The 23,176-nt window shown below is 69.1% G+C and carries 22 protein-coding genes and 1 tRNA gene; 13 read left to right on the top strand and 10 right to left on the bottom strand.

The genetic code is table 11. The annotated features are described in order from the left end of the window. The first annotated feature begins 50 nt into the window (after positions 1 to 50). The 10 genes from topA (at position 51) to OVA26_RS13680 (ending at position 11,219) form a co-directional block, all read left to right on the top strand. On the top strand, positions 51 to 2,903 hold the full coding sequence (gene topA / locus OVA26_RS13725) for a type I DNA topoisomerase (RefSeq protein ID WP_268104445.1): 2,853 nt from the start codon (positions 51 to 53) through the stop codon (positions 2,901 to 2,903). Beyond that, positions 2,900 to 3,574 (top strand): dTMP kinase, encoded by a 675-nt coding sequence (gene tmk / locus OVA26_RS13720; RefSeq protein ID WP_082450483.1) that lies wholly within the window; start codon positions 2,900 to 2,902, stop codon positions 3,572 to 3,574. Before topA ends, tmk begins: the two co-directional genes overlap by 4 nt. Positions 3,575 to 3,642: 68 nt before the next feature. After that, entirely contained in the window at positions 3,643 to 4,821 is a 1,179-nt protein-coding gene (locus OVA26_RS13715) for a DNA polymerase III subunit delta' (RefSeq protein WP_268104444.1), read from the top strand. After that, positions 4,818 to 6,359, top strand: coding sequence for an alpha/beta hydrolase (locus tag OVA26_RS13710; RefSeq protein ID WP_268104443.1), 1,542 nt, complete (start codon positions 4,818 to 4,820; stop codon positions 6,357 to 6,359). Before OVA26_RS13715 ends, OVA26_RS13710 begins: the two co-directional genes overlap by 4 nt. A gap of 61 nt (positions 6,360 to 6,420) precedes the next feature. Beyond that, complete coding sequence (gene deoC / locus OVA26_RS13705; protein ID WP_268104442.1) at positions 6,421 to 7,092, top strand: deoxyribose-phosphate aldolase; 672 nt, start codon at positions 6,421 to 6,423, stop codon at positions 7,090 to 7,092. A gap of 65 nt (positions 7,093 to 7,157) precedes the next feature. After that, positions 7,158 to 7,230, top strand: a tRNA-Thr gene (locus tag OVA26_RS13700). A gap of 121 nt (positions 7,231 to 7,351) precedes the next feature. Further along, positions 7,352 to 7,882, top strand: coding sequence for a hypothetical protein (locus OVA26_RS13695; RefSeq protein WP_268104441.1), 531 nt, complete (start codon positions 7,352 to 7,354; stop codon positions 7,880 to 7,882). A 69-nt stretch (positions 7,883 to 7,951) separates the two neighbouring features. Beyond that, the gene (locus OVA26_RS13690) at positions 7,952 to 8,347 is read left to right on the top strand and encodes a hypothetical protein (RefSeq protein WP_056229424.1); all 396 of its coding nucleotides are present in this window, start codon (positions 7,952 to 7,954) and stop codon (positions 8,345 to 8,347) included. 41 nt (positions 8,348 to 8,388) lie between these two features. Continuing rightward, positions 8,389 to 10,644: an MMPL family transporter gene (locus OVA26_RS13685; protein ID WP_268104440.1), complete on the top strand. Its 2,256-nt coding sequence runs from the start codon at positions 8,389 to 8,391 to the stop codon at positions 10,642 to 10,644. Next, entirely contained in the window at positions 10,641 to 11,219 is a 579-nt protein-coding gene (locus OVA26_RS13680; RefSeq protein ID WP_268104439.1) for an isochorismatase family protein, read from the top strand. The genes OVA26_RS13685 and OVA26_RS13680 overlap by 4 nt, the downstream gene beginning before the upstream one ends. A 13-nt stretch (positions 11,220 to 11,232) precedes the next feature. On the opposite strand, the gene OVA26_RS13675 is transcribed toward OVA26_RS13680, so the two are convergent. From OVA26_RS13675 to OVA26_RS13665, 3 genes are all read right to left on the bottom strand, one after another. Next, on the bottom strand, positions 11,233 to 12,324 hold the full coding sequence (locus OVA26_RS13675; RefSeq protein WP_268104438.1) for a PAS domain-containing sensor histidine kinase: 1,092 nt from the start codon (positions 12,322 to 12,324) through the stop codon (positions 11,233 to 11,235). Positions 12,325 to 12,452: 128 nt separating this feature from the next. Beyond that, positions 12,453 to 14,042 carry a molybdopterin-dependent oxidoreductase gene (locus OVA26_RS13670; protein ID WP_268104437.1) on the bottom strand — a complete coding sequence of 530 codons (1,590 nt, stop codon included), beginning with the start codon at positions 14,040 to 14,042 and terminating at the stop codon, positions 12,453 to 12,455. Between the two features lie 79 nt (positions 14,043 to 14,121). Next, the gene (locus OVA26_RS13665; RefSeq protein ID WP_268104436.1) at positions 14,122 to 15,054 is read right to left on the bottom strand and encodes a DMT family transporter; all 933 of its coding nucleotides are present in this window, start codon (positions 15,052 to 15,054) and stop codon (positions 14,122 to 14,124) included. Between the two features lie 80 nt (positions 15,055 to 15,134). On the opposite strand from OVA26_RS13665, the gene OVA26_RS13660 reads away from it, so the two are divergent. After that, positions 15,135 to 15,617, top strand: coding sequence for an Lrp/AsnC family transcriptional regulator (locus OVA26_RS13660; protein WP_268104435.1), 483 nt, complete (start codon positions 15,135 to 15,137; stop codon positions 15,615 to 15,617). Positions 15,618 to 15,655: 38 nt separating this feature from the next. On the opposite strand, the gene OVA26_RS13655 is transcribed toward OVA26_RS13660, so the two are convergent. The 4 genes from OVA26_RS13655 to OVA26_RS13640 all read right to left on the bottom strand — a co-directional run bounded on the left by OVA26_RS13655 (position 15,656) and on the right by OVA26_RS13640 (position 19,077). Further along, positions 15,656 to 15,841, bottom strand: coding sequence for a hypothetical protein (locus OVA26_RS13655; RefSeq protein WP_056229409.1), 186 nt, complete (start codon positions 15,839 to 15,841; stop codon positions 15,656 to 15,658). A 92-nt stretch (positions 15,842 to 15,933) separates the two neighbouring features. Next, positions 15,934 to 16,974: an aldo/keto reductase gene (locus tag OVA26_RS13650; protein ID WP_268104433.1), complete on the bottom strand. Its 1,041-nt coding sequence runs from the start codon at positions 16,972 to 16,974 to the stop codon at positions 15,934 to 15,936. Between the two features lie 58 nt (positions 16,975 to 17,032). Next, the gene (locus OVA26_RS13645) at positions 17,033 to 18,070 is read right to left on the bottom strand and encodes a methionine synthase (protein ID WP_056229889.1); all 1,038 of its coding nucleotides are present in this window, start codon (positions 18,068 to 18,070) and stop codon (positions 17,033 to 17,035) included. 20 nt (positions 18,071 to 18,090) lie between these two features. Then, positions 18,091 to 19,077 carry a putative oxygenase MesX gene (locus OVA26_RS13640; RefSeq protein WP_268104936.1) on the bottom strand — a complete coding sequence of 329 codons (987 nt, stop codon included), beginning with the start codon at positions 19,075 to 19,077 and terminating at the stop codon, positions 18,091 to 18,093. A gap of 117 nt (positions 19,078 to 19,194) precedes the next feature. On the opposite strand from OVA26_RS13640, the gene OVA26_RS13635 reads away from it, so the two are divergent. Beyond that, positions 19,195 to 20,136 (top strand): LysR family transcriptional regulator, encoded by a 942-nt coding sequence (locus tag OVA26_RS13635; RefSeq protein ID WP_268104432.1) that lies wholly within the window; start codon positions 19,195 to 19,197, stop codon positions 20,134 to 20,136. Between the two features lie 25 nt (positions 20,137 to 20,161). Here the strand turns inward: OVA26_RS13635 and OVA26_RS13630 are convergent, their stop codons facing one another. The 3 genes from OVA26_RS13630 to OVA26_RS13620 are packed head-to-tail and all read right to left on the bottom strand — an operon-like array spanning position 20,162 to position 21,840. Beyond that, positions 20,162 to 20,806, bottom strand: coding sequence for a DsbA family protein (locus OVA26_RS13630; RefSeq protein WP_268104430.1), 645 nt, complete (start codon positions 20,804 to 20,806; stop codon positions 20,162 to 20,164). Between the two features lie 3 nt (positions 20,807 to 20,809). Beyond that, positions 20,810 to 21,499 carry a cation transporter gene (locus OVA26_RS13625; RefSeq protein WP_074696825.1) on the bottom strand — a complete coding sequence of 230 codons (690 nt, stop codon included), beginning with the start codon at positions 21,497 to 21,499 and terminating at the stop codon, positions 20,810 to 20,812. Next, the gene (locus tag OVA26_RS13620) at positions 21,496 to 21,840 is read right to left on the bottom strand and encodes an ArsR/SmtB family transcription factor (RefSeq protein ID WP_074696600.1); all 345 of its coding nucleotides are present in this window, start codon (positions 21,838 to 21,840) and stop codon (positions 21,496 to 21,498) included. The genes OVA26_RS13625 and OVA26_RS13620 overlap by 4 nt, the downstream gene beginning before the upstream one ends. A gap of 124 nt (positions 21,841 to 21,964) precedes the next feature. Between OVA26_RS13620 and OVA26_RS13615 the strand changes: the two genes are divergently transcribed. Then, positions 21,965 to 23,158: a low temperature requirement protein A gene (locus tag OVA26_RS13615; RefSeq protein WP_268104428.1), complete on the top strand. Its 1,194-nt coding sequence runs from the start codon at positions 21,965 to 21,967 to the stop codon at positions 23,156 to 23,158. Positions 23,159 to 23,176 lie beyond the last annotated feature (18 nt).

Below are 23,176 nucleotides of genomic sequence, written 5' to 3'. Positions count from 1 at the left end.
AACCCGAACAGGGAGGCGTGTGTATGGTGTGCATCGACGAAAGGACCCCAGTGGCAAACGGAAAGAAGCTCGTCATCGTCGAGTCCCCGACGAAGATGAAGTCGATCCAGGGATACCTCGGCGACGACTACGAGGTGCTCAGCTCGGTCGGTCACATTCGCGACCTCGCGTCGAAGAAAGAGATCCCGGCCGACAAGAAGGCGGCGTACGGCAAGTACTCCATCGACGTCGAGAACGACTTCGACCCCTTCTACGTGGTCAACGACCGCAAGACGAAGACCGTCGCCGAGCTCAAGCGCGCCCTCAAGACGGCCGACGAAGTCCTCCTCGCCACTGATGGTGACCGCGAAGGCGAAGCCATCGCGTGGCACCTCCTCGAGGTCCTCAAGCCCAAGGTCCCCGTGCGTCGCATGATCTTCCACGAGATCACCAAGGACGCCATCAAAGAGGCCGCCGAGCACACCCGCGAACTCGACGTCTCGCTCGTCGACGCGCAAGAGACCCGCCGCGTGCTCGACCGGCTCTACGGCTGGGACGTCTCGCCCGTTCTGTGGCGCAAGGTCGGCTCGGGCCGCGAAGGCACGGCCCTCAGCGCCGGTCGCGTGCAGTCCGCGGCCACCCGTATGGTCGTCGAGCGCGAGCGCGAGCGCATGGCTTTCGTCTCGGCCTCGTACTGGGACGTCGAGGCACTCGCGTCGCAGTCCGGCTCCTCGTTCACCACGCGCTTGAACCGTCTCGACGGTGCGCCCATCGCGCGCGGCGGCGACTACGACGACAACGGCCAGCTCAAGAAGGCCGTCGTGGTCCTCGATGAGGCGCAGGCACGCGCACTCGCGGACGCGATCACCGCCGCCGGCACGGCGACCGTCGCCAAGGTCGAGGCGAAGCCCGGCACGCGCAGCCCGCGCGCCCCCTTCACGACCTCCACGCTGCAGCAGGAGGCCGGCCGCAAGCTCTCGATGAGCGCCAAGCACGCCATGGGCGTCGCCCAGCGACTCTACGAAAAGGGCTTCATCACCTATATGCGTACCGACTCGGTCGCCCTCTCGGGGCAGGCCATCTCGGCAGCGCGTGCTCAGGCCGTCGCTCTCTACGGCGACAAGGCCGTTCCCGCGAACCCGCGCGTCTACAAAAGCAAGTCGAAGAACGCGCAGGAGGCGCACGAGGCCATCCGTCCCTCGGGCGAGACCTTCCGCACGCCCGCGTCGCTCGCGTCCTCGCTCGATCGCGACGAGCAGAAGCTGTACGACCTGATCTGGAAGCGCACCGTCGCGAGCCAGATGGCGGATGCCAAGTACGAGACGACGACCGTCACGCTCACGGTCAAGGCCGGTGCCCAGGTCGCCGAGTTCACGGCATCCGGAACCGTTTACACCTTCAAGGGGTTCCTCGAGGCTTACGAAGAAGGCGCCGACGAGAAGCGCAACGACGACGATGCCGACCAGTCGCTGCCGGCGGTCGCCGTGGGCGACACGCTGTCGGTCAGCGATGTCGAGCCCAAGGGGCACAGCACCTCTCCGAAGCCGCGGTACACCGAGGCCAGCCTGGTCAAGGCCCTCGAAGAGAAGGGGATCGGTCGCCCGTCTACCTTCGCCAGCATCATCGGTGTGATCCTCGACCGTGGGTACGTCAGCAAGCGTGGTCAGGCGCTCGTGCCCAGCTGGCTCGCGTTCAGCGTCGTCCGCCTCCTCGAAGAGCACTTCGCCGACCTCGTCGACTACGACTTCACCGCCGCGCTCGAAGACGATCTCGACGCCATCGCGCGTGGCGAGCAGCGCCGCACCGAGTGGCTGAAGTCGTTCTACTTCGGCTCCGAGAAGCAGGTGGGACTTCGTCACATCGTCGACAACCTCGGCGAGATCGACGCTCGCGAGCTCAACTCGACGCGCATCACCGACACGGCCACGCTGCGCTTCGGAAAGTACGGCCCGTACCTCGAGGTGACCGATCCCACGGCCGCCCCCGACGCCAAGCCGCGCATCGTCAACATCCCCGAGGACCTCGCGCCCGACGAGCTCACGCCCGCGAAGGCGCAGGAGCTCATCGACGCCCCCGTGGCCGGCGACCGGGTGCTGGGCGAGAACCCCGAGAACGGCAAGCTCGTCGTCGTGAAGGACGGACGCTTCGGCCCCTACGTGCAAGAGGTCGACGCCGAGGAGCCCGAAGAGGTCGACCAGGCCACGGGCGAGGTCGTCGAGGCCCCCAAGAAGCGCGGAGCCAAGAAGGAAGCGGCCCCGAAGCCTCGGACCGCCTCGCTCTTCCGGTCGATGTCCGTCGACACGGTCGATCTCGATACGGCCCTGCAGCTGCTCTCCCTTCCCCGCGTCGTGGGTACCGACCCCGCCTCGGGTGAGGAGATCACCGCGCAGAACGGTCGCTTCGGTCCCTACCTCAAGAAGGGCACCGACTCCCGGTCGCTCGACGACGAGAAGCAGATCTTCGACATCACGCTCGACCAGGCGCTCGCGAAGTACGCCGAACCGAAGTACGGCGCCCGCCGGGCCTCGAGCGCTCTGAAGGAGTTCGACGCCGACCCCGTCAGCGGCAAGCCCCTCAAGCTGAAGGACGGTCGCTTCGGTCCCTACGTCACCGACGGCGAGACCAACGCCACTGTCCCCCGCGGCGAAGACGCGATGGCGATCACCTTCGAGCGCGCCGTCGAGCTGATCGCTGACAAGCGCGCCAAGGGTCCCGCGCCGAAGAAGACCGCAGCGCGAAAGGCCCCCGCGAAGACCACGGCCGCCAAGACCACGGCCGCCAAGACCACGGCGGCCAAGACGACGGCGAAGACCACCGCGGCGAAGACGGCTGCCACCAAGACGGCGGCCGCCAAGGCGACGGCCGCCAAGACCGCCGCCCCGCGGGCGACGACCACGCGCAAGGCCCCGGCGAAGAACTCGTGACCGACGACCGCACCCGGCCGCTGACTCTCCCTCGGGCGTCCGCGGCCGGGGGGCCCGGCCTGTTCGTGACCTTCGAAGGCGGGGACGGCGCCGGCAAGACCACTCAGGCCTCGATGCTCGAGGACTGGCTGCGCTCCGGTGGCCGGAACGTCGTTCGCACCCGCGAGCCCGGTGGCACCGACGTGGGAGTGCGCATCCGCGACATCGTCCTGCACCACCGCGGTCACATCGCCGCCCGCGCCGAAGCGCTGCTCTACGCGGCCGACCGAGCCCATCACGTCGAGACCGTCGTCCAGCCCGCCATCGCGCGCGGCGACGTCGTGATCCAGGACCGGTACCTCGATTCCTCCGTCGCCTATCAAGGCGCCGGTCGTGTCCTGGATGCCGATGACATCCGCGCCCTGTCGCTCTGGGCGACCGGCGGGCTCCTGCCCGATCTCACCGTGCTGCTCGACCTGGACCCCGCCGCGGCGCGCCGTCGCCTGGACGCGGACGACAAGCCCTTCGACCGTCTCGAAGCGGAGAAGAGCGAGTTCCACGCGCGCGTGCGCGCCGGCTTCCTCACCCTGGCCGCCGCCGAGCCCCACCGCTTCCTCGTGCTCGATGCCACACAGGCGCCGGACATGCTGGCGGGTCAGGTGCGCGCGGCGATGCAGGAGCACCTCGGCTGAGGCGAGCGTGGTCGATGCACAGCCGACCGCCAGCGGCCGTGTCCGACCCCCCGATTAGGCTGGAGCCCATGTCCGTCGCCCTCGATCCGTCCGCGTCCGCCGCCGGTACGGCGTCGTTCCCCTGGGACGCCGTGTGGGGGCAAGACGGGGCCGTGCAGACGCTGCAGGCCGCGGCATCCGACCCCTCGGCGCTCGCGCACGCGTGGCTCATCACCGGACCTCCCGGTTCGGGGCGGTCCACCCTGGCCTACGCGTTCGCCGCCGCTCTCATCGCCGATCCGGGTGACGAGAACGCGCAACGTCAGGTGCTCGCCCGGACTCACCCCGATCTCACCGCCCTGCGCACCGAGCAGGTCGTGATCCGCATCGACGAGGCGCGTCGACTCGTCGAGCGCGCCTCTTTCGCCCCCTCGCTCGGTCGTCACCGCGTGATCGTCGTCGAAGACGCCGACCGGATGGCCGAGCGCACCTCGAACGTGCTGCTCAAGGCCCTCGAGGAGCCGCCCGAGAAGACCGTCTGGGTGCTGTGCGCACCCAGCGACGCCGACCTGCTGCCGACCATCCGCTCGCGCGTGCGCGTCCTGCGTCTGCGCGAGCCGTCGGTCGCCGACGTCGCCGCCTTGATCGTGGAACGCACGGGAGTGAGCCCCGACATCGCGGAGGAGTCCGCACGCCACGCGCAGCGCCACATCGGCATGGCGCAGCGCCTCGCGACCGACGACGACGCTCGCGGCCGCCGCGCCGAAACCCTCGCGGCGGTGCTCGCCGTCCGCGGGATCGGCGACGCCGTCGATGTGGCCGGACGCATCGTGCGGCTGGCCACCGATGACGCCAAGGCCCTCACCGCCACCCGCGACGAAGAAGAGCGCCGATCGCTTCTGCGCATGCTCGGCGTCGCCGAGGGGGCTGCGGTGCCGCCGTCGGTCCGCGGTCAGGTGAACGCCCTCGAAGACGACCAGAAGCGCCGGGCGACCCGCAGCCTGCGCGACGGTATCGACCGCGTGCTCACCGACCTGCAGTCGCTCTTCCGCGATGTCGTGATGATCCAGTACGGCCGCGACGGCGACCTGGTCAACAGCGAACGCCTCGACGCGCTCCGCGCCCTCGCCGGGGAGTGGTCTCCCACGCGCACGCTGGGAGTCCTCGACCGCATCTCGGTCACCCGCCGCAACCTCGAGCAGAACGCCGCCCCGCTGCTGGCCCTGGAGAGTCTTATGATCACCGTCGCCAACGGATCCGCTCCGTGAGCGTCCGCCGTCGTCTCGCCGCCGTCATCGCGGGCGTCGTGGGTCTCGCCCTCGCCCTGTCGGGCTGTCTGTACGCCCAGATCCCTCCCCTGGCTCCCGCGGTCGGGCCGTCACTGGCACCGCAGACCGAGGGCATCGACGCGTCGCTCCTGCCCTACTACGGGCAGACGCTCACCTGGACCGACTGCGGCTCGGCCGGTTTCGATTGCACGACGGTCACCGCGCCCCGCGACTACGCCGATCCGTCGGCCGGCGACCTCACGCTGTCGGCGATCCGGCATCGGGCGACGTCGGGCCAGCCGCTGGGCTCTCTGCTGACTAACCCCGGGGGTCCCGGTGTGAGCGGTGTGTCCACCGTGCGCGACTCCCTGTCGCTCGTGGCCGACGAGACGCTGACGAAGACGTACGACATCATCGGCTTCGACCCTCGCGGGGTGGGCCAGTCGGCACCGGTCACCTGCTACGACGCGGCGGGCATGGATTCGTTCCTCTACGACATCCCCCCGGGTACGCGCGGCAGCGACGAGTGGAACGCCGCGCTCGAGAAGCGCCAGGCCGACTTCGCGCAGGCGTGTCAGGCCAACAGTGACGGCATCCTTCCCTACGTCTCCACCGAGAACGCCGCGCGCGACATGGACCTGCTGCGTGGCGTCCTGGGGGACAAGAAGCTGAACTACCTCGGCTTCTCGTACGGGTCGTTCCTCGGCACGACGTACGCGGGGCTCTTCCCCGATCGTGTCGGGCGAATGGTCCTGGACGGGGGAATCGACCCCAGCCTGCCGAGCAGCGCGAGCGGTATCGCCCAGGCGGTCGGGTTCGAGAACGCCCTGCGCGCTTTCATGGCGGACTGCCTCGAAAGCTCGGACTGTCCGTTCACCGGTTCCGTCGACGACGCGATGAACGATCTCTCGTCGCTGCTGGAACGCGTCGACGCCCGCCCGCTGACCGGCCCCGACGGGAGGCGGCTCGGCGCGGACACCCTCGTGACCTCGATCGTGGCGGCACTGTACAGCGACCAGAACTGGCCCTACCTGCGCATGGCTCTCACCGGGGCGCAGGACGGCGATGCCTCCGTCGCCTTCCAACTCGCGGACTTCTACAACGGTCGTGTCGGCGGTCAGTACCAAGACAACACGATGCAGGCGTTGCGGGCGTACAACTGCGTCGACTATCCCGACGAGGGTGACGAGGACAACCCGCAGATCGAGAAAGAGCTGCAGCAGAAGGCCCCGGTGGTCGCCCCCTACTGGCTGGGCCCCGACGCGTGCGCCGCGTGGCCCGCCCCACCGACGGGCACGCGCCAGGCGATCACCGCCCCCGGCTCGCCGCCCATCGTGGTGCTCGGCACGACGGGAGACCCGGCGACCCCGTACACCGAGGCGCAGGCTCTCGCCGGTCAACTCTCGCAGGGTGTGCTCGTGACCTACGTGGGCGAGGGGCACCTCGCCTACAACAAGGGCAACGACTGCGTGAACTCGGCCGTCGACGACTACCTGGTCGACGGCACCGTGCCCGCCGAGGGGCTGCGCTGCGAGTAGCGCCCCGCTCCCTGCCGCCCGCGCGCCTAGGCTGAAGACGTCATACCCCGAGGAGACCCCCATGACCGCGCCCATCGCCGACCTGGCGACCTACATCGATCACACGCTACTCAAGCCCGAGGCCACCCGCGCCGACGTCGAGCGCCTCATCGCCGAAGGCGCCGAGCTCGGCACCTACAGCGTGTGCATCTCGCCCTCGTTCCTGCCGGTGCAGCTGCCGGAGGGGCTCAAGCTCGCCGTGGTGTGCGGCTTCCCGAGCGGAAAGCACCACGCCGAGGTCAAGGCCGCCGAGGCCGCTCTGTCGGTCGCGCAGGGTGCCGACGAGATCGACATGGTCATCGATGTGGGTGCCGCGATCGAGGGTCGCTACGACATCGTCGAGTCCGAGATCCGCGCTGTCCGGGCCGCGGCCCCCGCGCCGACCGTCCTCAAGGTCATCATCGAATCCGCCGCGCTGAGCGACAAGGCCATCGTCGCCGTCTGTGAGGCGGCGGTGAACGCGGGCGCCGATTTCGTCAAGACGTCGACCGGTTTCCACCCCGCCGGTGGCGCGAGCGTCCACGCGGTCGAGCTGATGAAGCGCACGGTCGGCGACCGCGCCGAGGTCAAGGCATCCGGGGGAGTGCGCACGCGCGCGGCCGCCGAAGAGATGATCGCCGCGGGCGCCACGCGTCTGGGGTTGTCGTCGAGTCGTGACATCCTCGCGGACCGCACCGCCGCCGGCGACTACTGAGCGCGTACCTGAGCACGCGCTAGAGCATGTAAGATCGATGATCGTGCACGCTCCAGCGCGCACATGCCGCCTTAGCTCAGACGGCAGAGCGATTCACTCGTAATGAATAGGTCAAGGGTTCGATTCCCTTAGGCGGCTCCGAAGGCCCTCACCCGCTTCCACCGGGTGGGGGCCTTTCTTCGTCGGTGGAGCATTTCGCCGCGTCGCGCACGCGCTCGGTCGTACGCTCGCCCCAGGGGCCGGCATCGAACGGGGGGCCATGAACGAACGAACCGCTCTCATCCGTCGCATCCGGGTCTGCCTCGCGATCGTCATCGCGGGACTCGCCGTCAGCGGCCTGACCGCCTTCCCGCTGCGCGAAGAGCTCGCCCTCGGTCGCCAGATCCTGCGCGGGCTCGGGGTCGCGGCCTTCGCTCCGGAGGCGGTCGGCTGGGTGGATCGGGTGGGGGAGGGACTGGATGCCACGGCCGCGGCGTTCCCGTTCATCGCCTACGGCACCGACTGGTTGGCGTTCGCCCATCTGCTGATCGCCGTCGCCTTCATCGGCCCGTGGCGCGATCCGGTTCGCAACGTGTTCGTCCTCCAGTGGGGGCTCGTCGCGTGCGCGGGGATCATTCCGCTGGCGTTCATCGCGGGGGCGATCCGCGGTCTCCCGCTCGGCTGGCAGCTCATCGACATCTCGTTCGGTGTCGTGGCGGCGGTGCCGTTGGTCATCGCGTTGCGCGCGACCCGACGGCTCGAGGCCCTCGGGACGGTGGCTCGAGAGGTTCGGCCCGACCTCGCCCGATAGGCTGAACCCGCCTTGTTCCGCGTCCGCGTGACGGCTGTCCTCCGCCCGTCGAACCCTGCTGGAGCCCCCGTGTCGAACGCCCTCGATGCCGTCATCGAGATCTTCACGTGGGTGGGTCTGGGTGGCGGTCTTCTGCTCGCCTTCGTCGCGGTCTTCCTGCTTCTGGCCGATGGCACGTGGTTGCCGACTCGCGCCGTGGTCGAGCATGTCGACGGGGGCCGCGTCGTGCGGTGGTTCGACGCCGACGGGGGAGTGAATGAGGCTCCGCTCTCGGCCCACGACGACGCGAAGATCGGGGCGGCCGACATGGCCGACATCTTCTACCGCCGGGGCCGCGTCGATCGCATGCGGCTGACGCGCTCTTCTCCGCTGGTGCGCTTCGTCTCCCTGCTGGCGGCCGGGGTGCTGACTCTGGGTGCGGTGGCGTTCGTCGTGTCGATCGTGGTGCTCTTCGCGCGCGGGTGACGGACTGGCGCGACGCACGTATTGCTAGATAAGCTAGCTATATGTCCGCTTCGCCTGCTTCCACTCGCCGCTCCTCCCGCGGACGCACCCGCCGATCGACGAACGCCCCGCGCGTCTCGCGGTGGCTGAGGGTCGGCATCCCCAGCCTGCTCGTTCTGCTCTGGGTGGTGGGCGGCTCGATCGGCGGTCCCTTCTTCGGCAAGGTCGACCAGGTCGCGACGAACGATCAGTCCTCTTTCCTGCCGCAGTCGGCCGACGCGACGCGAGTGAGTGAGCGCCTGACCGACTTCACCGGGAGTGACACGATCCCCGCGATCGTCGTCGCCTCGACCGCTGACGGCTCCGCGCTCAGCGATGCACAAGTGACCGCACTGCAGACCCTCGCGACGGACCTCGCCGCCGTCGACGGCGTCTCGGGTGACGCGTCGCCTCCCGTGGTCTCGGAGGACGGTCAGGCCGCGCAGATCTTCGTACCCATCGACAGCTCCGGTGAAGTGCGCGACGTCGTCGAGCAGGTGCGCGAGAAGGTGTCCGCCGAGGTCCCGGCGGGCGTCGAGGCGTGGGTCACGGGCCCGGCCGGGTTCACCGCCGATCTCGTGAAGGGCTTCCTCGGCATCGACGGCCTTCTGCTGATCGTCGCGCTGGTGGCCGTCTTCGTCATCCTCGTCATCGTGTACCGCTCACCGCTGCTGCCGATCCTGGTGCTGCTGACCTCGGTCTTCGCCCTCTGCGTGGCCCTGCTGACCGTGTGGTGGCTCGCTTTCGCCGGCATCGTGGTCCTCAACGGTCAGGTCCAGGGGATCCTGTTCATCCTCGTCATCGGCGCGGCCACCGACTACGCCCTCCTGTACGTCGCACGCTTCCGCGAGGCCATCGGCGAGGGTCGTCCGCGGTGGGATGCCACGGTCCGGGCGTGGAAGGGAGCGTTCGAGCCCATCCTGGCTTCGGGTGGCACCGTGATCGCCGGGCTCCTCTGCCTGTTGCTGTCCGATCTGGCGACCAACCGTGCCCTCGGGCCCATCGCGTCCATCGGGATCGCCTTCGCCGTTCTGTCGGCGCTGACCTTCCTTCCCGCTCTCCTGGCGTTGGTCGGCCGGGCGGCGTTCTGGCCGTTCCTGCCGAAGCCCGGTCAGTCGGCCCTGCCGGCCGACCTCACGCAGCCAGCGAAGGGGTTCTGGTCGCGCCAGGCGCGCTTCGTCGCCCGCCGGGCCCGGCCGGTGTGGATCGTGTGCACGCTCGTCCTCCTCGCCGCGTGCGTCGGTGTCACCCAGCTGCGCGCCGACGGCGTGCCCGCGAGCGACCTCGTTCTGGGGGCGTCCGAGGCGCGCGACGGTCAAGCCGCCCTCGCCGAGCACTTCCCGGGCGGCTCGGGTAGCCCGGCGTACGTTCTCGTCCCCGAACAGGACGCCGCTCGGGCGGCGACCGTGCTTCAGAGCGCGTCGGGAGTCGACGCGGTCGCGGTGCTCAGCGCCGACGCCCCCGGTGGGCAGTCGCCGGTGAGCGTATCCGACGGCGCTCTCCAGACGACGGCGTTCGGTGCGCCCGGGACGCCCGCGCCCGCCCCGACCGTCGCGGACGGCGACGTCCTGCTGGCCGCGACCCTGGCGGATACGGCCGATTCACCGGCGGCGGACGAGACCGTCCGTCAGCTCCGCGCCGATCTCACCACCGAGCTCGGCGAGAGCACCGCCCTGGTGGGCGGTGTCACCGCCACCGACATCGACTCGATCGACACCTCGATCCGTGATCGGACGCTCATCATCCCGATCGTTCTCGCCGTCATCCTGCTGATCCTCATGGCTCTGCTGCGCTCGATCGTGGCCCCCCTCATCCTCATCGGGACCGTCATCGTGTCGTTCGGGGCGGCGCTGGGCGTCAGTGCCCTGGTGTTCGACGGCATCCTGGGCTTCCCGGGCGCGGATCCGGCGGTGCCGTTGTACGGCTTCGTCTTCCTCGTCGCGCTGGGTGTGGATTACAACATCTTCCTGATGTCGAGGGTGCGGGAGGAGTCCCTCGCGCACGGTACGCGTGCCGGGATTTTGCGTGGCCTCGTCGCCACGGGCGGAGTGATCACCTCGGCGGGGCTCGTGCTGGCGGCGACGTTCGCGGCTCTCGGGGTCATCCCGATCCTCTTCCTCGCGCAGATCGCCTTCATCGTGGCCTTCGGTGTGCTGCTCGACACCTTCGTGGTGCGCTCGTTGCTGGTGCCCGCTCTGGCGTACGACCTCGGCCGGCGCATCTGGTGGCCCTCGAAGCTCGGGCGGACGGATGCCGCGGAGCGTAGGCTCGACGCATGACGCGCGCCCTGTTCATCGTCGATGTCCAGAACGACTTCACCGAGCACGGCGCCTTGGGCGTCGAGGGCGGTGACGCGGTCGCCGAACGCATCTCGCGGTACCTCGCCGTGCACGACGATGAGTACGCGCTCATCGTCGCGTCGCGGGACTGGCATCACGGCGACGACGACAACGGCGGCCACTTCTCGGACAGCCCCGACTTCGTCGATACGTGGCCGGTGCACTGCGTGGGCGGCACCTTCGGCGCCGAGTACGACAAGGTCTTCGACACCTCGCGGGTGACGCACCACCTCAAGAAGGGGCAGGGCAAGCCCGCCTACTCGCTGTTCGAGGGCGTCACCGATGCGGGCGAGACCGCGGCGCAGCTGCTCGAGGTCCACGGCATCCGGGACATCGACGTGGTGGGCATCGCGACCGACTACTGCGTGCGCGCGTCCGCCCTCGATGCGATCGGCGCGGGACGCCGCGTGCGCGTTCTCACCGACCTGGTCGCGGGTGTGCATCCCGACTCCAGCGCGGCGGCCCTGGCCGAGATCGAGGCTGCGGGCGCGGAGCTCTCGACCTCGGGCTCCTGAGGCGAGACCGGGTTCAGTCGATCCGAACCGGATCAACCTCGTCGTCGGCGCGGGGGATCGTGAGGGAGACGCTCGTCCCCTCACCCGGTGCGCTCCTGATGCGTACCGTTCCGCCGTGTGCACCCACGATGCGCTGCACGCTCGCGAGCCCGATCCCACGTCCCCCGTCGCCGGCATCCGCGAGCCGACCTCGGTTGCCTTCCTGCGTGATCGAGGCGAGATCGTCGGGATGGATGCCACGACCTCGATCGCGCACGCGCACCACGGCCCCCTCGTCGGTTTCGAAGACGTCGACCTCGATGAGGTCGTCGGAGTACTTCGCGGCGTTCTCGAGCACGTTGGCGATCGCGCGTCGGAGTCCGAGCACATCGCCCCAGATGGGAACGGCATCCATCTGACCGAACACGACACGGCCGGGCGCATCGCCCGGCAGGACGAGTGAGACGGCTCCGCGGGCGATGAGGTCGAGGCTCGCGCGCCGCCGTCCCCGCTCGGCGGCGGTGTTGACGTCGGCCATGAGGGCCTGGGCCATGGCGACGATGTGGTCGCTCGCCTCGCCGGCGAGGCGCAGGAGGCGGTGGTCAGGGGGCAGCTCCTCGCCGATCAGGTCGAGGTAGCCACGGAGAGCCGTGACCGGCGAGAGAAGGTCGTGCGCGAAGGTGCGCTGCAGGGACTGGCGCTCATCCGCTTCCTGCTTCTCGGTCGTCAGATCGCGCACGATCTTGACGAAACCGAGGACCTGACCCTGGTCGGTGCGGATGGCCGAGATCGTCACCCGCGCCCAGAACTCCGAGCCGTCGCTGCGCACGCGCCAGCCCGTGTCTTCGACGTGGCCGTCGCGTTGGGCGGCCGCCAGTAGTTGGTCGGGCTTGCCGCGCCGCCGGTCCTCTTCGCGGTAGAAGCGCGAGAAGTGCGAGCCGAGGATCTCGTCCTCGCTGTACCCCTTGATGCGTTCCGCTCCGAGGTTCCACCCGCGGACGAACCCGCCGCTGTCGAGCTTGACGATCGCGAAGAGGTCGACCTGCTCGTCCCAGTCGCGCGGAATGGAGCGTCGGATGCTCGTCAACGGATGGTCGGGGTCGACGCCGGGAGGGGCGGGGGACATGGGGGGCTCATTGGGGACCGTGGTCATGCGGAAGCACCGGCTCGGGTCGCAATGCTTGCTGAAGGCATAGTGCGATCATGCCCCTCGCGACGCGCCCGGGAACAGCGATTGACATTGCCCTGCCGGGCTTACGACGAGACGGTGACCAGCGTCCGCTGCCACCCGCTCGAGCCGTTCGGGGCGATCGGAGCCGCATCCTGGATCTGCAGGTTGCCCTGCTTGTCGGTCGCGCGGACCGCGATGTAGTGCGTCCCGGCCTCGGCGGTCCAGTCGAGCTTCCACTGCACCCACGACTGGTCGTTGATAGGGGTGGAGAGCTGCGTCTCCTGCCATTCGCCGTTGTCGATGCTGACTTCGACCTTCTGCACGCCGACGGGCTGGGCCCACGCCATGCCGGCGACCACCACGGCGCCCGCGGCGACGGGCGAGCCGATCTTGGGCGTGTCCACGCGCGACGACATCTTGATCGGCGCTTCGGCCGAGTACCCGCGCGGGGTCCAGTACGCCTCGTCCTTGTCGAACCGCGTGACGGTCAGCTTGGTGACCCACTTCGTGGCCGAGACGTAGCCGTAGAGACCGGGGACGACCATGCGCACGGGGAACCCGTGCTCGAAGGGCAACGGTTCGCCGTTCATCTTGACCGCGAAGATCGCGTCGAGGTTGTCGTCGGTGAGCGACGAGAGGGGAGTGGATGCCGTGTACCCGTCGACGCTCTCCGAGAGCACCATGTCGGCGTCTCCCTGCACGCCGGCCATGCGCAGCACGTCGCGGATGGGGACGCCGGTCCAGATGGCGTTGCCGACCAGGCCGCCGCCGACCTCGTTGGAGACGCAGGTGAGGGTCACGCCGTACTCGTCGAGGCCCATGTTGACGAGGTCGTCGAAGCTCAGCTCCACGGGGTTGTCGACCATGCCCTCGATGGAGAGGCGCCAGGTGGTGGGGTCGACGTTGGGGACGGTCAGTGCGGTGTCGACGCGGTAGAAGTCGCCGTTGGGGGTGACGATCGGGGTGAGCCCGTCGATCTCCCAGTTCGCGCCCTCGGGAACGGTCACGGTGGAGCGGGCGGCCGGGATCCGCAGCGCGTCGCGTGCGGCGGCGACAGACGAGGTCGCGGCGTTCAGGACGCGAGCACCGACACCCACGACGACCGCGCCGACCGCGGTGAGGCCGGTGAACAGCAGGAAGTGGCGTCGATCGGTGCCGGAGGCCTGGGCGTTCTGCGCAACGGCGGCCGAGACCCAGCGTCGCAGACGCACGATCGCCAGCAGCAACACGAGGATGCCCGCGACCGTGCCGACGACGGGGGGCAGCCACGCGAGAGCGCCGGCCCCGGCGCGCGTGATGATCGCCGCCGTGGCGAGGATGCCGCCGATTCCGAGGAGGACGACGCCGACGAAGCGGAAGCGGTACTCGAGTACGCCCGCGACGGCGGCGGCGACGGCAGCGCCGAGACCCACACCCGCGAGCAGGGCGATCTTGTCGCTCTCGCCGAACAGCGTGATCGCGAGCTCTTTCAGGGGGCGCGGGACGATGTCGACGATGAAGGAGCCGACGGCGAGGATGGGGCTCGCCGATCGAGCGACGAGCGCCGCGAGCGCCTCCGCGACAGCCAGCAGGGCGGCGGCCGAGACGATGCCGGCTAGGGCTGCCCAGATCCAGGCGTGCGGTCGGCGGACCGTGGTGGCCTCGTCGGTACGGGCCGCGGTGTCGGTCGTCATGGCATCCCTCATCTCCGCTCCTCGCGCGTGCGCGACGAGCCTCCCCCTCTCTTCGGAGCGGAGGACGGAACGGATGCCGTCAGCGCGGAGTGCTCTGCCCGCTCGGCGTCGCGGGTGACAGGGCGAAGACGGCGACCCCGGTGACGATGAGGGCCAGTGCGACCCCGAGGCCGAGGCCGAGCGACTCTCCCAGGAGGGGGACGGCGACGACGGCGGTGAGGACCGGGCTCAGGGCCCCGGCTGCGGCGGGCAGGCTGCTGCCGAGGTTCTTGACCGCGACGACGTAGCACGCGGTCGAGAGCAGGCCCGTCCCGACCCCCTGCACGAGGGCATAGCTTCCCACCGTCGCCAGATCGGCGGTGCCGGCGAGCAATGCGGACGGGAGCACCCCCGTGACCGCGAGCAGAAGAGCGGATGCCACGGACGTGATCGAGACGATCACGATCACGCCGACGGGATCGAGGCGCGTGCGGGCGACGCCGAGGGTGTACGCGGCCCAGACGAGGCCTGCCGCCAGCAGGACGGCGATGCCGCCGGGTCCGGTCGGTCCGCCGGTGAACAGGGCGCTGGCCGCCACTCCCGCCACGATCGCGGCGAGGGCGAGCACGCGCCGCCGCGACACCGTCCGGCGGACGCACAGGAACAGCAGGAGGGTGACGAACAGGGGGACGGTTCCCGGCACGAGCAACCCGGTGAGAGCCGCGGAGGTGAGGTGCGCGCCCCAGGCGAACAACAGGAAGTGCGGCAGCCCCGCCAGCAGTACGAGAGCCAGAACCGTCGGGCGCTCGGTACGGAGGGTGCGCAGCGTGCGGGGGATCCACGGGCTCAGGACCACCGCGGGCACGGCGAAGCGCACGATCGCGGCATCCGCCATGGTGAGTCCGGCCCCCTCGAGGGCGCGCGTGGAGAGGGCGAACGACGACCACAGCATGACGACGGCGGTCAGGGCGGCGACGCCGACCAGGGTGCGGCGTGGAACGGCGCGAGGCAGGGAGAGAGCGAACGTCGTCACCCTGCGAGCGTAGAAAGGACGGCGCCGCAGGCGATTGCGATGATTGCTCGATTGGTCTAATTTTTGGCAGAATCTGCTACATGGTGGACCTCGACCGCATCGACCGTCTCATCCTGCGCGAGTTGCAGCAGGACGGACGCCTCTCGAACCAGGAACTCGCCGATCGCGTCGGCCTCTCTCCATCGCCGTGTCTGCGGCGTGTGCGCCACCTCGAGCAGGCCGGGGTCATCGAGGGCTACCGTGCCGTCGTCTCGGCGAAAGCCGTGGACCTCACCATCACGGCTTTCGTGCGATTGCGGCTGGCCTCGCACGAGGGAAGCACCGTGGACGCCGTCGAAGAGCGGTTGCGCGCCATTCCGCACATCGTCGAGGCGCACCTGCTCGCCGGCGACTGGGACTACCTCGTGCGGATCGTCACGCCGAGCTTCGAGGAGTACGAACGGCTCCTGCGCGAGCACCTGCGAGCGATCCCCTCGCTGTCGTCGATCGACACGACCTTCGCGTTCGGGGTTACCAAGCCCGTCTCGCCCCTGCCCCTGGGAGCGGTGCCGGGGCCCACGTGAGACCCGGGTCGACGATCGCGACCCGGGCCCGGGATCCCTCAGCGCGGCGAGCGCTGTTTGAGGACTTTCGCCTGCACCTTGCGGCGGATCTTCTGCACCTTCGGGTCCTTCCAGACCCGGTAGGCGACCGTTCCGGCGGCGGCCGCGCGGCCGATCGCCGTCCGGGCGAGCACCGCTCCCGCGAGTGCGACCGCTCCGGTTCCGATCCAACGTGCGACACCCATAGCGCCTCCTCGATTCCCGTGTGGAATCTCACCTCACACGATCGGAGGGCGGATGCCGCGCCGCTTGCGCCGACGCCCGCGGTGTGCGTCGGTCAGCGCAGCGACCCGCCCGAGGGGGCGGCGAACGGCTCGAGGGCGGCGATCACGTCGTCGCTCAGCGTGGCCTTGCTCGCCTCGACCGCGTCGTCGATCTGGCTCGGGCGCGAGGCACCGATGATCGCGGTCGTGACGACAGGGTCGCGCAGCACCCAGGCCACGGCCAGCTGCGGGATCGAGAGTCCGGCTTCGCGAGCGACCCCGTCGATACAGCGGATGCGCTCGAGGTAGTCGTCGGTGAGCGCCGATTCGTCGAGGAAGCGGCTGTCGGCCGCGCGCGAGTCGGCGGGCACCGTGCCGTCGAGGTACTTGGCGGTCAGCAGCCCCTGCGAGAGCGGCGAGAAGACCGCGCTTCCGACCGAGAGCTCGCGCAGCGTCGGGAACAGCTCCGACTCGGGCGTGCGGTCGAACAGCGAATAGCGCGGCTGGTGGATGAACAGGCGGATGCCCTCGGCGGCGAGCAGCTCGTGCGCGCGGCGGGTGAGCTCGGCCGGGTAGTTCGAGATGCCCACGTACAGCGCCTTGCCGCTGCGCACGATGTCGGCGAGCGCGGTGACCGTCTCTTCGATCGGCGTCTCGGGGTCGACCCGGTGCGAATAGAACACGTCGACGTAGTCGGTGCGCATGCGGGTGAGGCTCTGCTCGAGAGAACGAACGAGGTACTTGCGCGACCCGCCGTCGCCGTAGGGGCCCGGCCACATGTCGTAGCCGGCCTTGGTCGAGAGGAACAACTCGTCGCGGTACGCGCGCAGATCGCTGTCGAGGACTGTGCCGAACGTTGTCTCGGCGGCACCGTAGGGCGGGCCGTAGTTGTTGGCCAGGTCGATGTGCACCACGCCCCGGTCGACGGCGTGACGCAGGATCTCGCGCTGCGAGTCGAGGGTGCGGCCGCTGCCGAAGTTCTGCCACAGCCCGAGTGAGATGCGGGGGAGAGGGATGCCGCTCGCCCCGGCGCGCAGGAACGGCACGTCATCGTAGCGGGTGGAGGACGGCGTGAACGCGGACGTCAGGCGGGGGTCATCGGCGGCGATGGGCATGGTTCTCCTCGGCGGTGAAGGGGGACACCGTCGACTCTGCCACGGATCGCAGCGGAGCTCAGGCGAGAACGCGCGAGAGCTCTTCGCGCAGGATGCCGGCACCCGCCGACAGCGCGCTCAGCTTCTCGAACGCCACCTGGCGCGGCAGAGGGGCCATTCCGCAGTTCGAGCTGGCGATGAGCTTGTCGGCATCCACGAACTGCAGAGCCCGCCGCAGAGTGTCGGCCACCTCTTCGGGAGTCTCCACCTCGTGACTGGCGACGTCGATCGCGCCGAGCATGACGTTCTTGCCGCGGATGAGCTCGATGAGGTCGATGGGCACGTGCGAATTGTGGCTCTCGAGCGACACGGTGTCGATGCTCGAGCGCTGCAGCAGGGGGAACGACTCCTCGTACTGACGCCACTCGGCGCCCAGGGTGGCCTTCCAATCGGTGTTCGCCTTGATGCCGTAGCCGTAACAGATGTGGACGACGGTCTCGGCGCGCAGCCCCTCGGCGGCGCGCTCGAGGGTCGCGACTCCCCAGTCCTTCATCTCGTCGAAGAAGACGTTGAACGCGGGCTCGTCGAACTGGATGATGTCGACCCCTGCCGCTTCGAGCTCGCGGGCCTCCTGGTTGAGGATGGTCGCGAACTCCCACGCGAGCTTCTCGCGGCTGCGGTAGTGGTGATCGGCGAGCGTATCGATCATCGTCATCGGCCCGGGCAGGGCCCACTTGATCGGGCGATCCGTCTGCTGACGCAAGAACGCGGCATCCTGGACGAAAACCGGCTGGCGACGGCTCACCGCACCCACCACGGTCGGAACGCTCGCGTCGTAGCGGTCGCGGATGCGGACGGTCTCGCGATTCTCGAAGTCGACACCCTCGAGGTGCTCGATGAAAGTCGTCACGAAGTGCTGGCGGGTCTGCTCGCCGTCGCTGACGATGTCGAGGCCACGGCGTTCCTGCTCCGTGGCGGCGCTGCGCAGGGCGTCGTGCTTGCCTTCGACGAGTGTGTCGCCCTCGAGCTCCCAGGGCGACCAGAGCACCTCGGGCTTGGCGAGCCACGCGGGCTTGGGAAGGCTTCCGACGATCGAGGTGGGGAGGAGGGTGTTCACGGGGCGGGTCTCCGGGGAGGTCATCGGGTCGGGAGGGCGTCGGCGACGAGCCACGCGTCGAGCACGGCGCGGTGGGGCTTCACGAAGTGCTCCTCGGTGTAGCGACCCTGGGTGATGCCGAGGCGGCTGCGCTCTTCGCGGTCGTACGCGATGTTCGTGCGGGTGAAGTTGTCGTGCGCGAGGGTGGGACGGTAGACCTCGCCCGCCGGCTCGTGGGCGTTGTAGATCTCGGGACGGTAGATCTTCTGGAAGGTCTCCATCGTGGCCACCGTGCCGGCCAGCTGGAGATCGGTGTAGTCGGCCAGAAGATCGCCGCGGAAGTAGAACGCCAGCGGTGCGACGCTGCCCTGCGGCATGAAGTACCGCACCTGCAGGCCCATCTTGCCGAAGTACTCGTCGGTGAGGCTGAAGCTGTCCTGCTCGTACTCGAAGCCGAGTACGGGGTGCTCGACACCGGTGCGGTGGTACTCGCGGCTCGTCGACACGCTGATGCACACAACCGGGGACTGCGTATAGCGCTCGCGGTACGCCTCGGAATCGAGGAAGTGCTGGAAGAGCTTGCCGTGCAGAATGCCGAAATCCTCGGGCAGCGTGAAGGGCTTGCCCTCGCCGTTGGCCGCCGGCAGCAGCACGCTGAAGTCGTAGTCGCGCAGGTAGGACGAGAAGTTGTTGCCGACGATGCCCTGGTGGCGCTCGCCGGTGACCGTGTCGACGACGTGGATGTCGAGCACCTCGAGCAGGGGGAACTCGCGGTCGTCGCCGGCGTCGTCGTCGAAACGGAGCTCGGCCGAGACGATGTCCAGCTCGACGCGGTAGCGGTCCGCGTCGTCGCCGACGAGCTCGTTCATACGGCGATCGATCATCGCGAGGGCGTTCCGCAGGTTCTGCTGGCGGTGCTCGCCCCGGGCGAGGTTGGCGAAGTTCGTGGTGATCCGCGAGCTGGCCGAGGGCGCGTAGTCCTCGTCGAAGCGCGTGGTGGAGATGCGGAACGTGATGTCGTTCGCCATGTCGAGCCAATCGGGTAGGGCCGGGGTGGGCCGTGCGGTGATCGTGTCCTCATCGTGCGCCTTCGGGCGGGTCATCGGGTAATTCCGTCCCGCTATGCCGAGGTATAGCCTCGACCTATGGCGAAGCGGGCGAGCGGCATCACGCTGCAGCAGATGCAGTACTTCATCGAGGTGGCCGCCGAGGGGTCCATCAGCGCTGCGGCCGACCTGCTCTACGTCGCGCAGCCCACCATGTCGGCCGCGATGCGCGATCTCGAGACGCGCGTCGGTCGCGACCTGCTCACCCGTTCGGCGCGCGGGGTGACCCTCACCGTCGATGGAGTGGAGTTCCTCGGCTACGCCCGCCAGGTGGTCGAGCAGGCGGAGTTACTCGAGCAGCATTACCTGGGGCGTCCGCCCTCGAGGCGCCTCCTCGGCGTCTCCGCTCAGCACTACTCGTTCGTCGTCGACGCGTTCGTGCGGATGGTGAAGGCGACGGATGCCGCTGAGTACGAGTTCTCTCTGCGCGAGACCCGCACCTTCGACATCATCGAAGACGTCCGGACGTTGCGCAGCGAGCTCGGCATCCTGTTCCGCAACGACTTCAATCGGAACGTCCTCGACAAGCTGCTGCGGGACTCGGGCCTCGCCTTCCACCCGCTCTTCCGTGCCGAGCCGCACATCTTCGTCTCGCGACGCAATCCGCTCGCCACGCGCGAGCGCGCGACCCTCGACGACCTGGCGGACCTCCCGCGTCTCACCTTCGATCAGGGCGCGAACAACTCGTTCTACTTCGCCGAAGAGATCCTCTCGACCCTCTCGAGCAAGCAGGAGATCCGGGTCTCCGACCGCGCGACGATCTTCAACCTCATGATCGGTCTCGACGGGTACACGATCTCGACGGGCATCATCAGCGACGACCTCGACCCCGAGATCGTCGCCGTCCCCCTCGACGTCGACGAGCGGATCGAGATCGGCTGGATCGGCCGCACCGCCATCCCCCTCACCGAGCAGGCGCAGCGCTACCTCGGCGAAGTGCGCGACGTGGTGGCGGGGTTCGGGGTGGAGGTGATCGGCTGACGGGCGCAGTGGGTCTATTGATCGCTCAGGCACGCCGGGCGTCGAGAATCGCCGACTCGAGATCCCCCCACCTCTCGATGGTGAGCGGTTCGCCGTCGACGAAGAACGTGGGAGTGCTGCCGACACCGAGCGCCCGACCTTCGTCGAAGTCGGCGCGGACCCGGGCTTCGGTCGCCGGGTCGGCGACCGCGGCGTCGTACGTCTCCATGTCGAGACCCAGCTCGACCGCGTAGTCGCGGAACACGGGTGCACGGGACTCGGTCGTGTGGCTCCACTGCGACTGACGCTCGAAGAGCACGCGATACATGTCTTCGAAGCGCCCCTGTTGCGCGGCGGCTTCGGCGGCGACGGCGGCGGTGCCCGAGTTGGCGTGACCCGGCAGAGGGAAGTAGCGCACCACGAACCGGATCTCGCCCCTGTACTTCTCGCGGACGTCCTCGACGACGGGGTGATACGCGGCGCACGCCTCGCACTCGAAGTCGAGAAACTCGACGATGCTCACGGCGTTGGAGTCGCCCGGGTCGAGCACGTGGGAATCGGCCCGCTCGACCTGCAGCGATCTCGGATCGGGGTCATCGGATCGATCGACGACGACGAAGACGGCGGCCGCGAGCGTGAGCGCGACGAGGATGGCGCCGGAGGCGATGAGGGCCTTCGCGAGGGGGCGCATGGGTCAGTGGTGCTTTCCGTCGTGGTCGTGATCGGAATCATGCTCGTCGTCATCGAGGAGCATGCCCACCGAGGTGGCGCAGGCGTCGCCGCGCCAGGCCTCGATCCCCTCGCGCACCGCGAAGGCCGCGATGACCAGTCCGGCGGCGGCATCCGCCCACCACCACCCGAAGATGCTGTTGGCGACCAGTCCCACCAGAACCGCCGCGGAGAGGTAGGTGCAGATGAGCGTCTGCTTCGAGTCGGCCACGGCCGTCGCCGAGCCGAGTTCGCGACCGGCGCGACGTTCGGCGAGCGAGAGGAACGGCATGATGACGACGCTCAGCGCGGTGATGACGATGCCGAGCGTGGAGTGCTCCACAGCACTGCGACCGATCGCGGCCATGACCGAGGTCGCCGCGACATATGCCGCGAGGGCGAAGAAGGCCACGGCGATGACGCGCAGCGTGCCCTTCTCCCAGCGTTCCGGATCGCTTCGCGTGAATTGCCAGGCGACCGCTGCGGCCGAGAGCACCTCGATGGTGGAGTCGAGTCCGAAGCCGATGAGCGCGGCCGACGACGCCGCCGATCCCGCCGCGATCGCGATGACGGCTTCGACCAGGTTGTAGGCGATCGTAATCGCGACGATCCAGCGGATCCGGCGCTGCAGGACCGATCGGCGATCGGCGGTGAGGCGTGTCTCGGCGGTGCTCATGCGCACGTGCACGTCTCGCCGGCGCAGCATCCGGGCTCGACGTAGAGCACGACTCGCAACAGCTCGTCGAGAGCGGGAGCGAGGTGCGAGTCAGCCAGCCGGTACCAGGTGCGTCGTCCATCCGGCACCGACTCGACCAGGCCGCAGCCGCGGAGACAGGCGAGTTGGTTCGACATGACCTGCCGCGAAACGTCGAGCGCCTCGGCCAGATCCGAGGGGAAGGCGGGGGCTTCCCGAAGGGCGAGCAGGATGCCGGCACGGGTGCGGTCTGACAGCGCGTGTCCGAGCCGTGCCAATGCTGCGGTGTGCGTCGCGGTGGCGAGTGGAGCGGCGATCGACATGCTCGCGATAGTACATGATTCGCTGTATTGAAGAATCTGGCGTCGTGCCGCGGGGGCCTGCGAGCGCGCCGGCGCAACTGTGAGGGCTTCGCCGGCGTCCAACGCGTCAATGCCAGGATGGGGCATGGCATTCGGGATGACCCGCGACGTGTTGCGCCCCACGGACTCCTCGCGCGCGGATCGGGTGACGTACGTCGAGCTGTTCTTCGATCTGATGTTCGTGCTCGCGCTGACGCAGTTGTCCGCCTACCTCCACGAGAACCAGACGCCGCTCGGAGCTTTCGAGGGCGTCATCATGGTGTGCGCTCTGTGGTGGGCGTGGGTGTCGACCACATGGGTCACCAACTGGCTCGACCCCGTGAAGCTCCCCGTGCGCGGAGCGGTCGTCGCTCTGGGTTTCATCGCGCTCGTGATGAGCATCTCGATCGCGGAGGCCTTCGGTGATCGAGCGTGGGCGTTCGCGGTGGCGTACGTCGTCCTGCAGATCGGGCGCACGGGATTCATCGTGTGGGCGACCGTTCGCCACGACCGGCGGGTGGCGCACGATTTCGCTCTGATCCTCGGATGGACTGCCGTCGGCGGCGCCCTCTGGATCGTCGGTGCCGTGTTGCCGCCCGCCGGGCAGTTGCCGTTGTGGACCGCGGCTCTCGCGCTCGAACTGCTCGGCATGATTCTCGGGTACCCGGTACCGGGTCGAGGAAGGGTGCTGCTGCAGTCGTGGGACCTGTCCGGTCCCCACATCGCGGAGCGGACCGCGCTCTTCGTTCTCATCGCCGTCGGCGAGGGACTGCTCGTCACCGGCCTCGCTTTCGTCGAGAAAGAGTCGTCCGCGTCATCGGTGGCATCGCTGGTGACGGCGTTCGTCGCTGCCGCGGCGGCGTGGTGGATCTACTTCGATCACGGCGAGCGCGTCGGCGCGGAGGCGATCGAGGCTTCGAACGAACCAGGCAGACTCGCGCGCACGGCGTACACCTGGGTGCATCTTCCGATCATCGGCGGGATCGTGTTGATGAGCGTGGGCGATAAGGAGATGCTGTCGCAACCCGGTCAGCGAAGTGCCGCCGCGACGATCGTCATCGTCGGCGGGCCCCTCCTGTTCCTCGCCGGCACGGCGATGTTTCGGCGCACCCTCGAACGGCGGTGGCCGCGAGCTCAGCTGCTCGGCCTCATCGGTCTGGCCGCGCTCGCGGGGATGGCCCTTTTCCTCCCTGTCCTCAACGCGCTCGGATTGTCGATCGCGGTCGCGATCCTTCTCTCCGGTGTCGCCGCCGCCGAGACCATCGAGCGGGTGCGTCGTGGGCGCAGGGCGGGGGGATGAACGCACCTCTGTCGCTGC

Origin of the sequence: Microbacterium sp. SL62 (genome assembly GCF_026672635.1) — a bacterium.
Lineage (GTDB): Bacteria > Actinomycetota > Actinomycetes > Actinomycetales > Microbacteriaceae > Microbacterium > Microbacterium testaceum_A.
The sequence above is the reverse complement of the archived record's forward strand: the minus strand, read 5'-3'. Positions and strand labels throughout refer to the sequence as shown.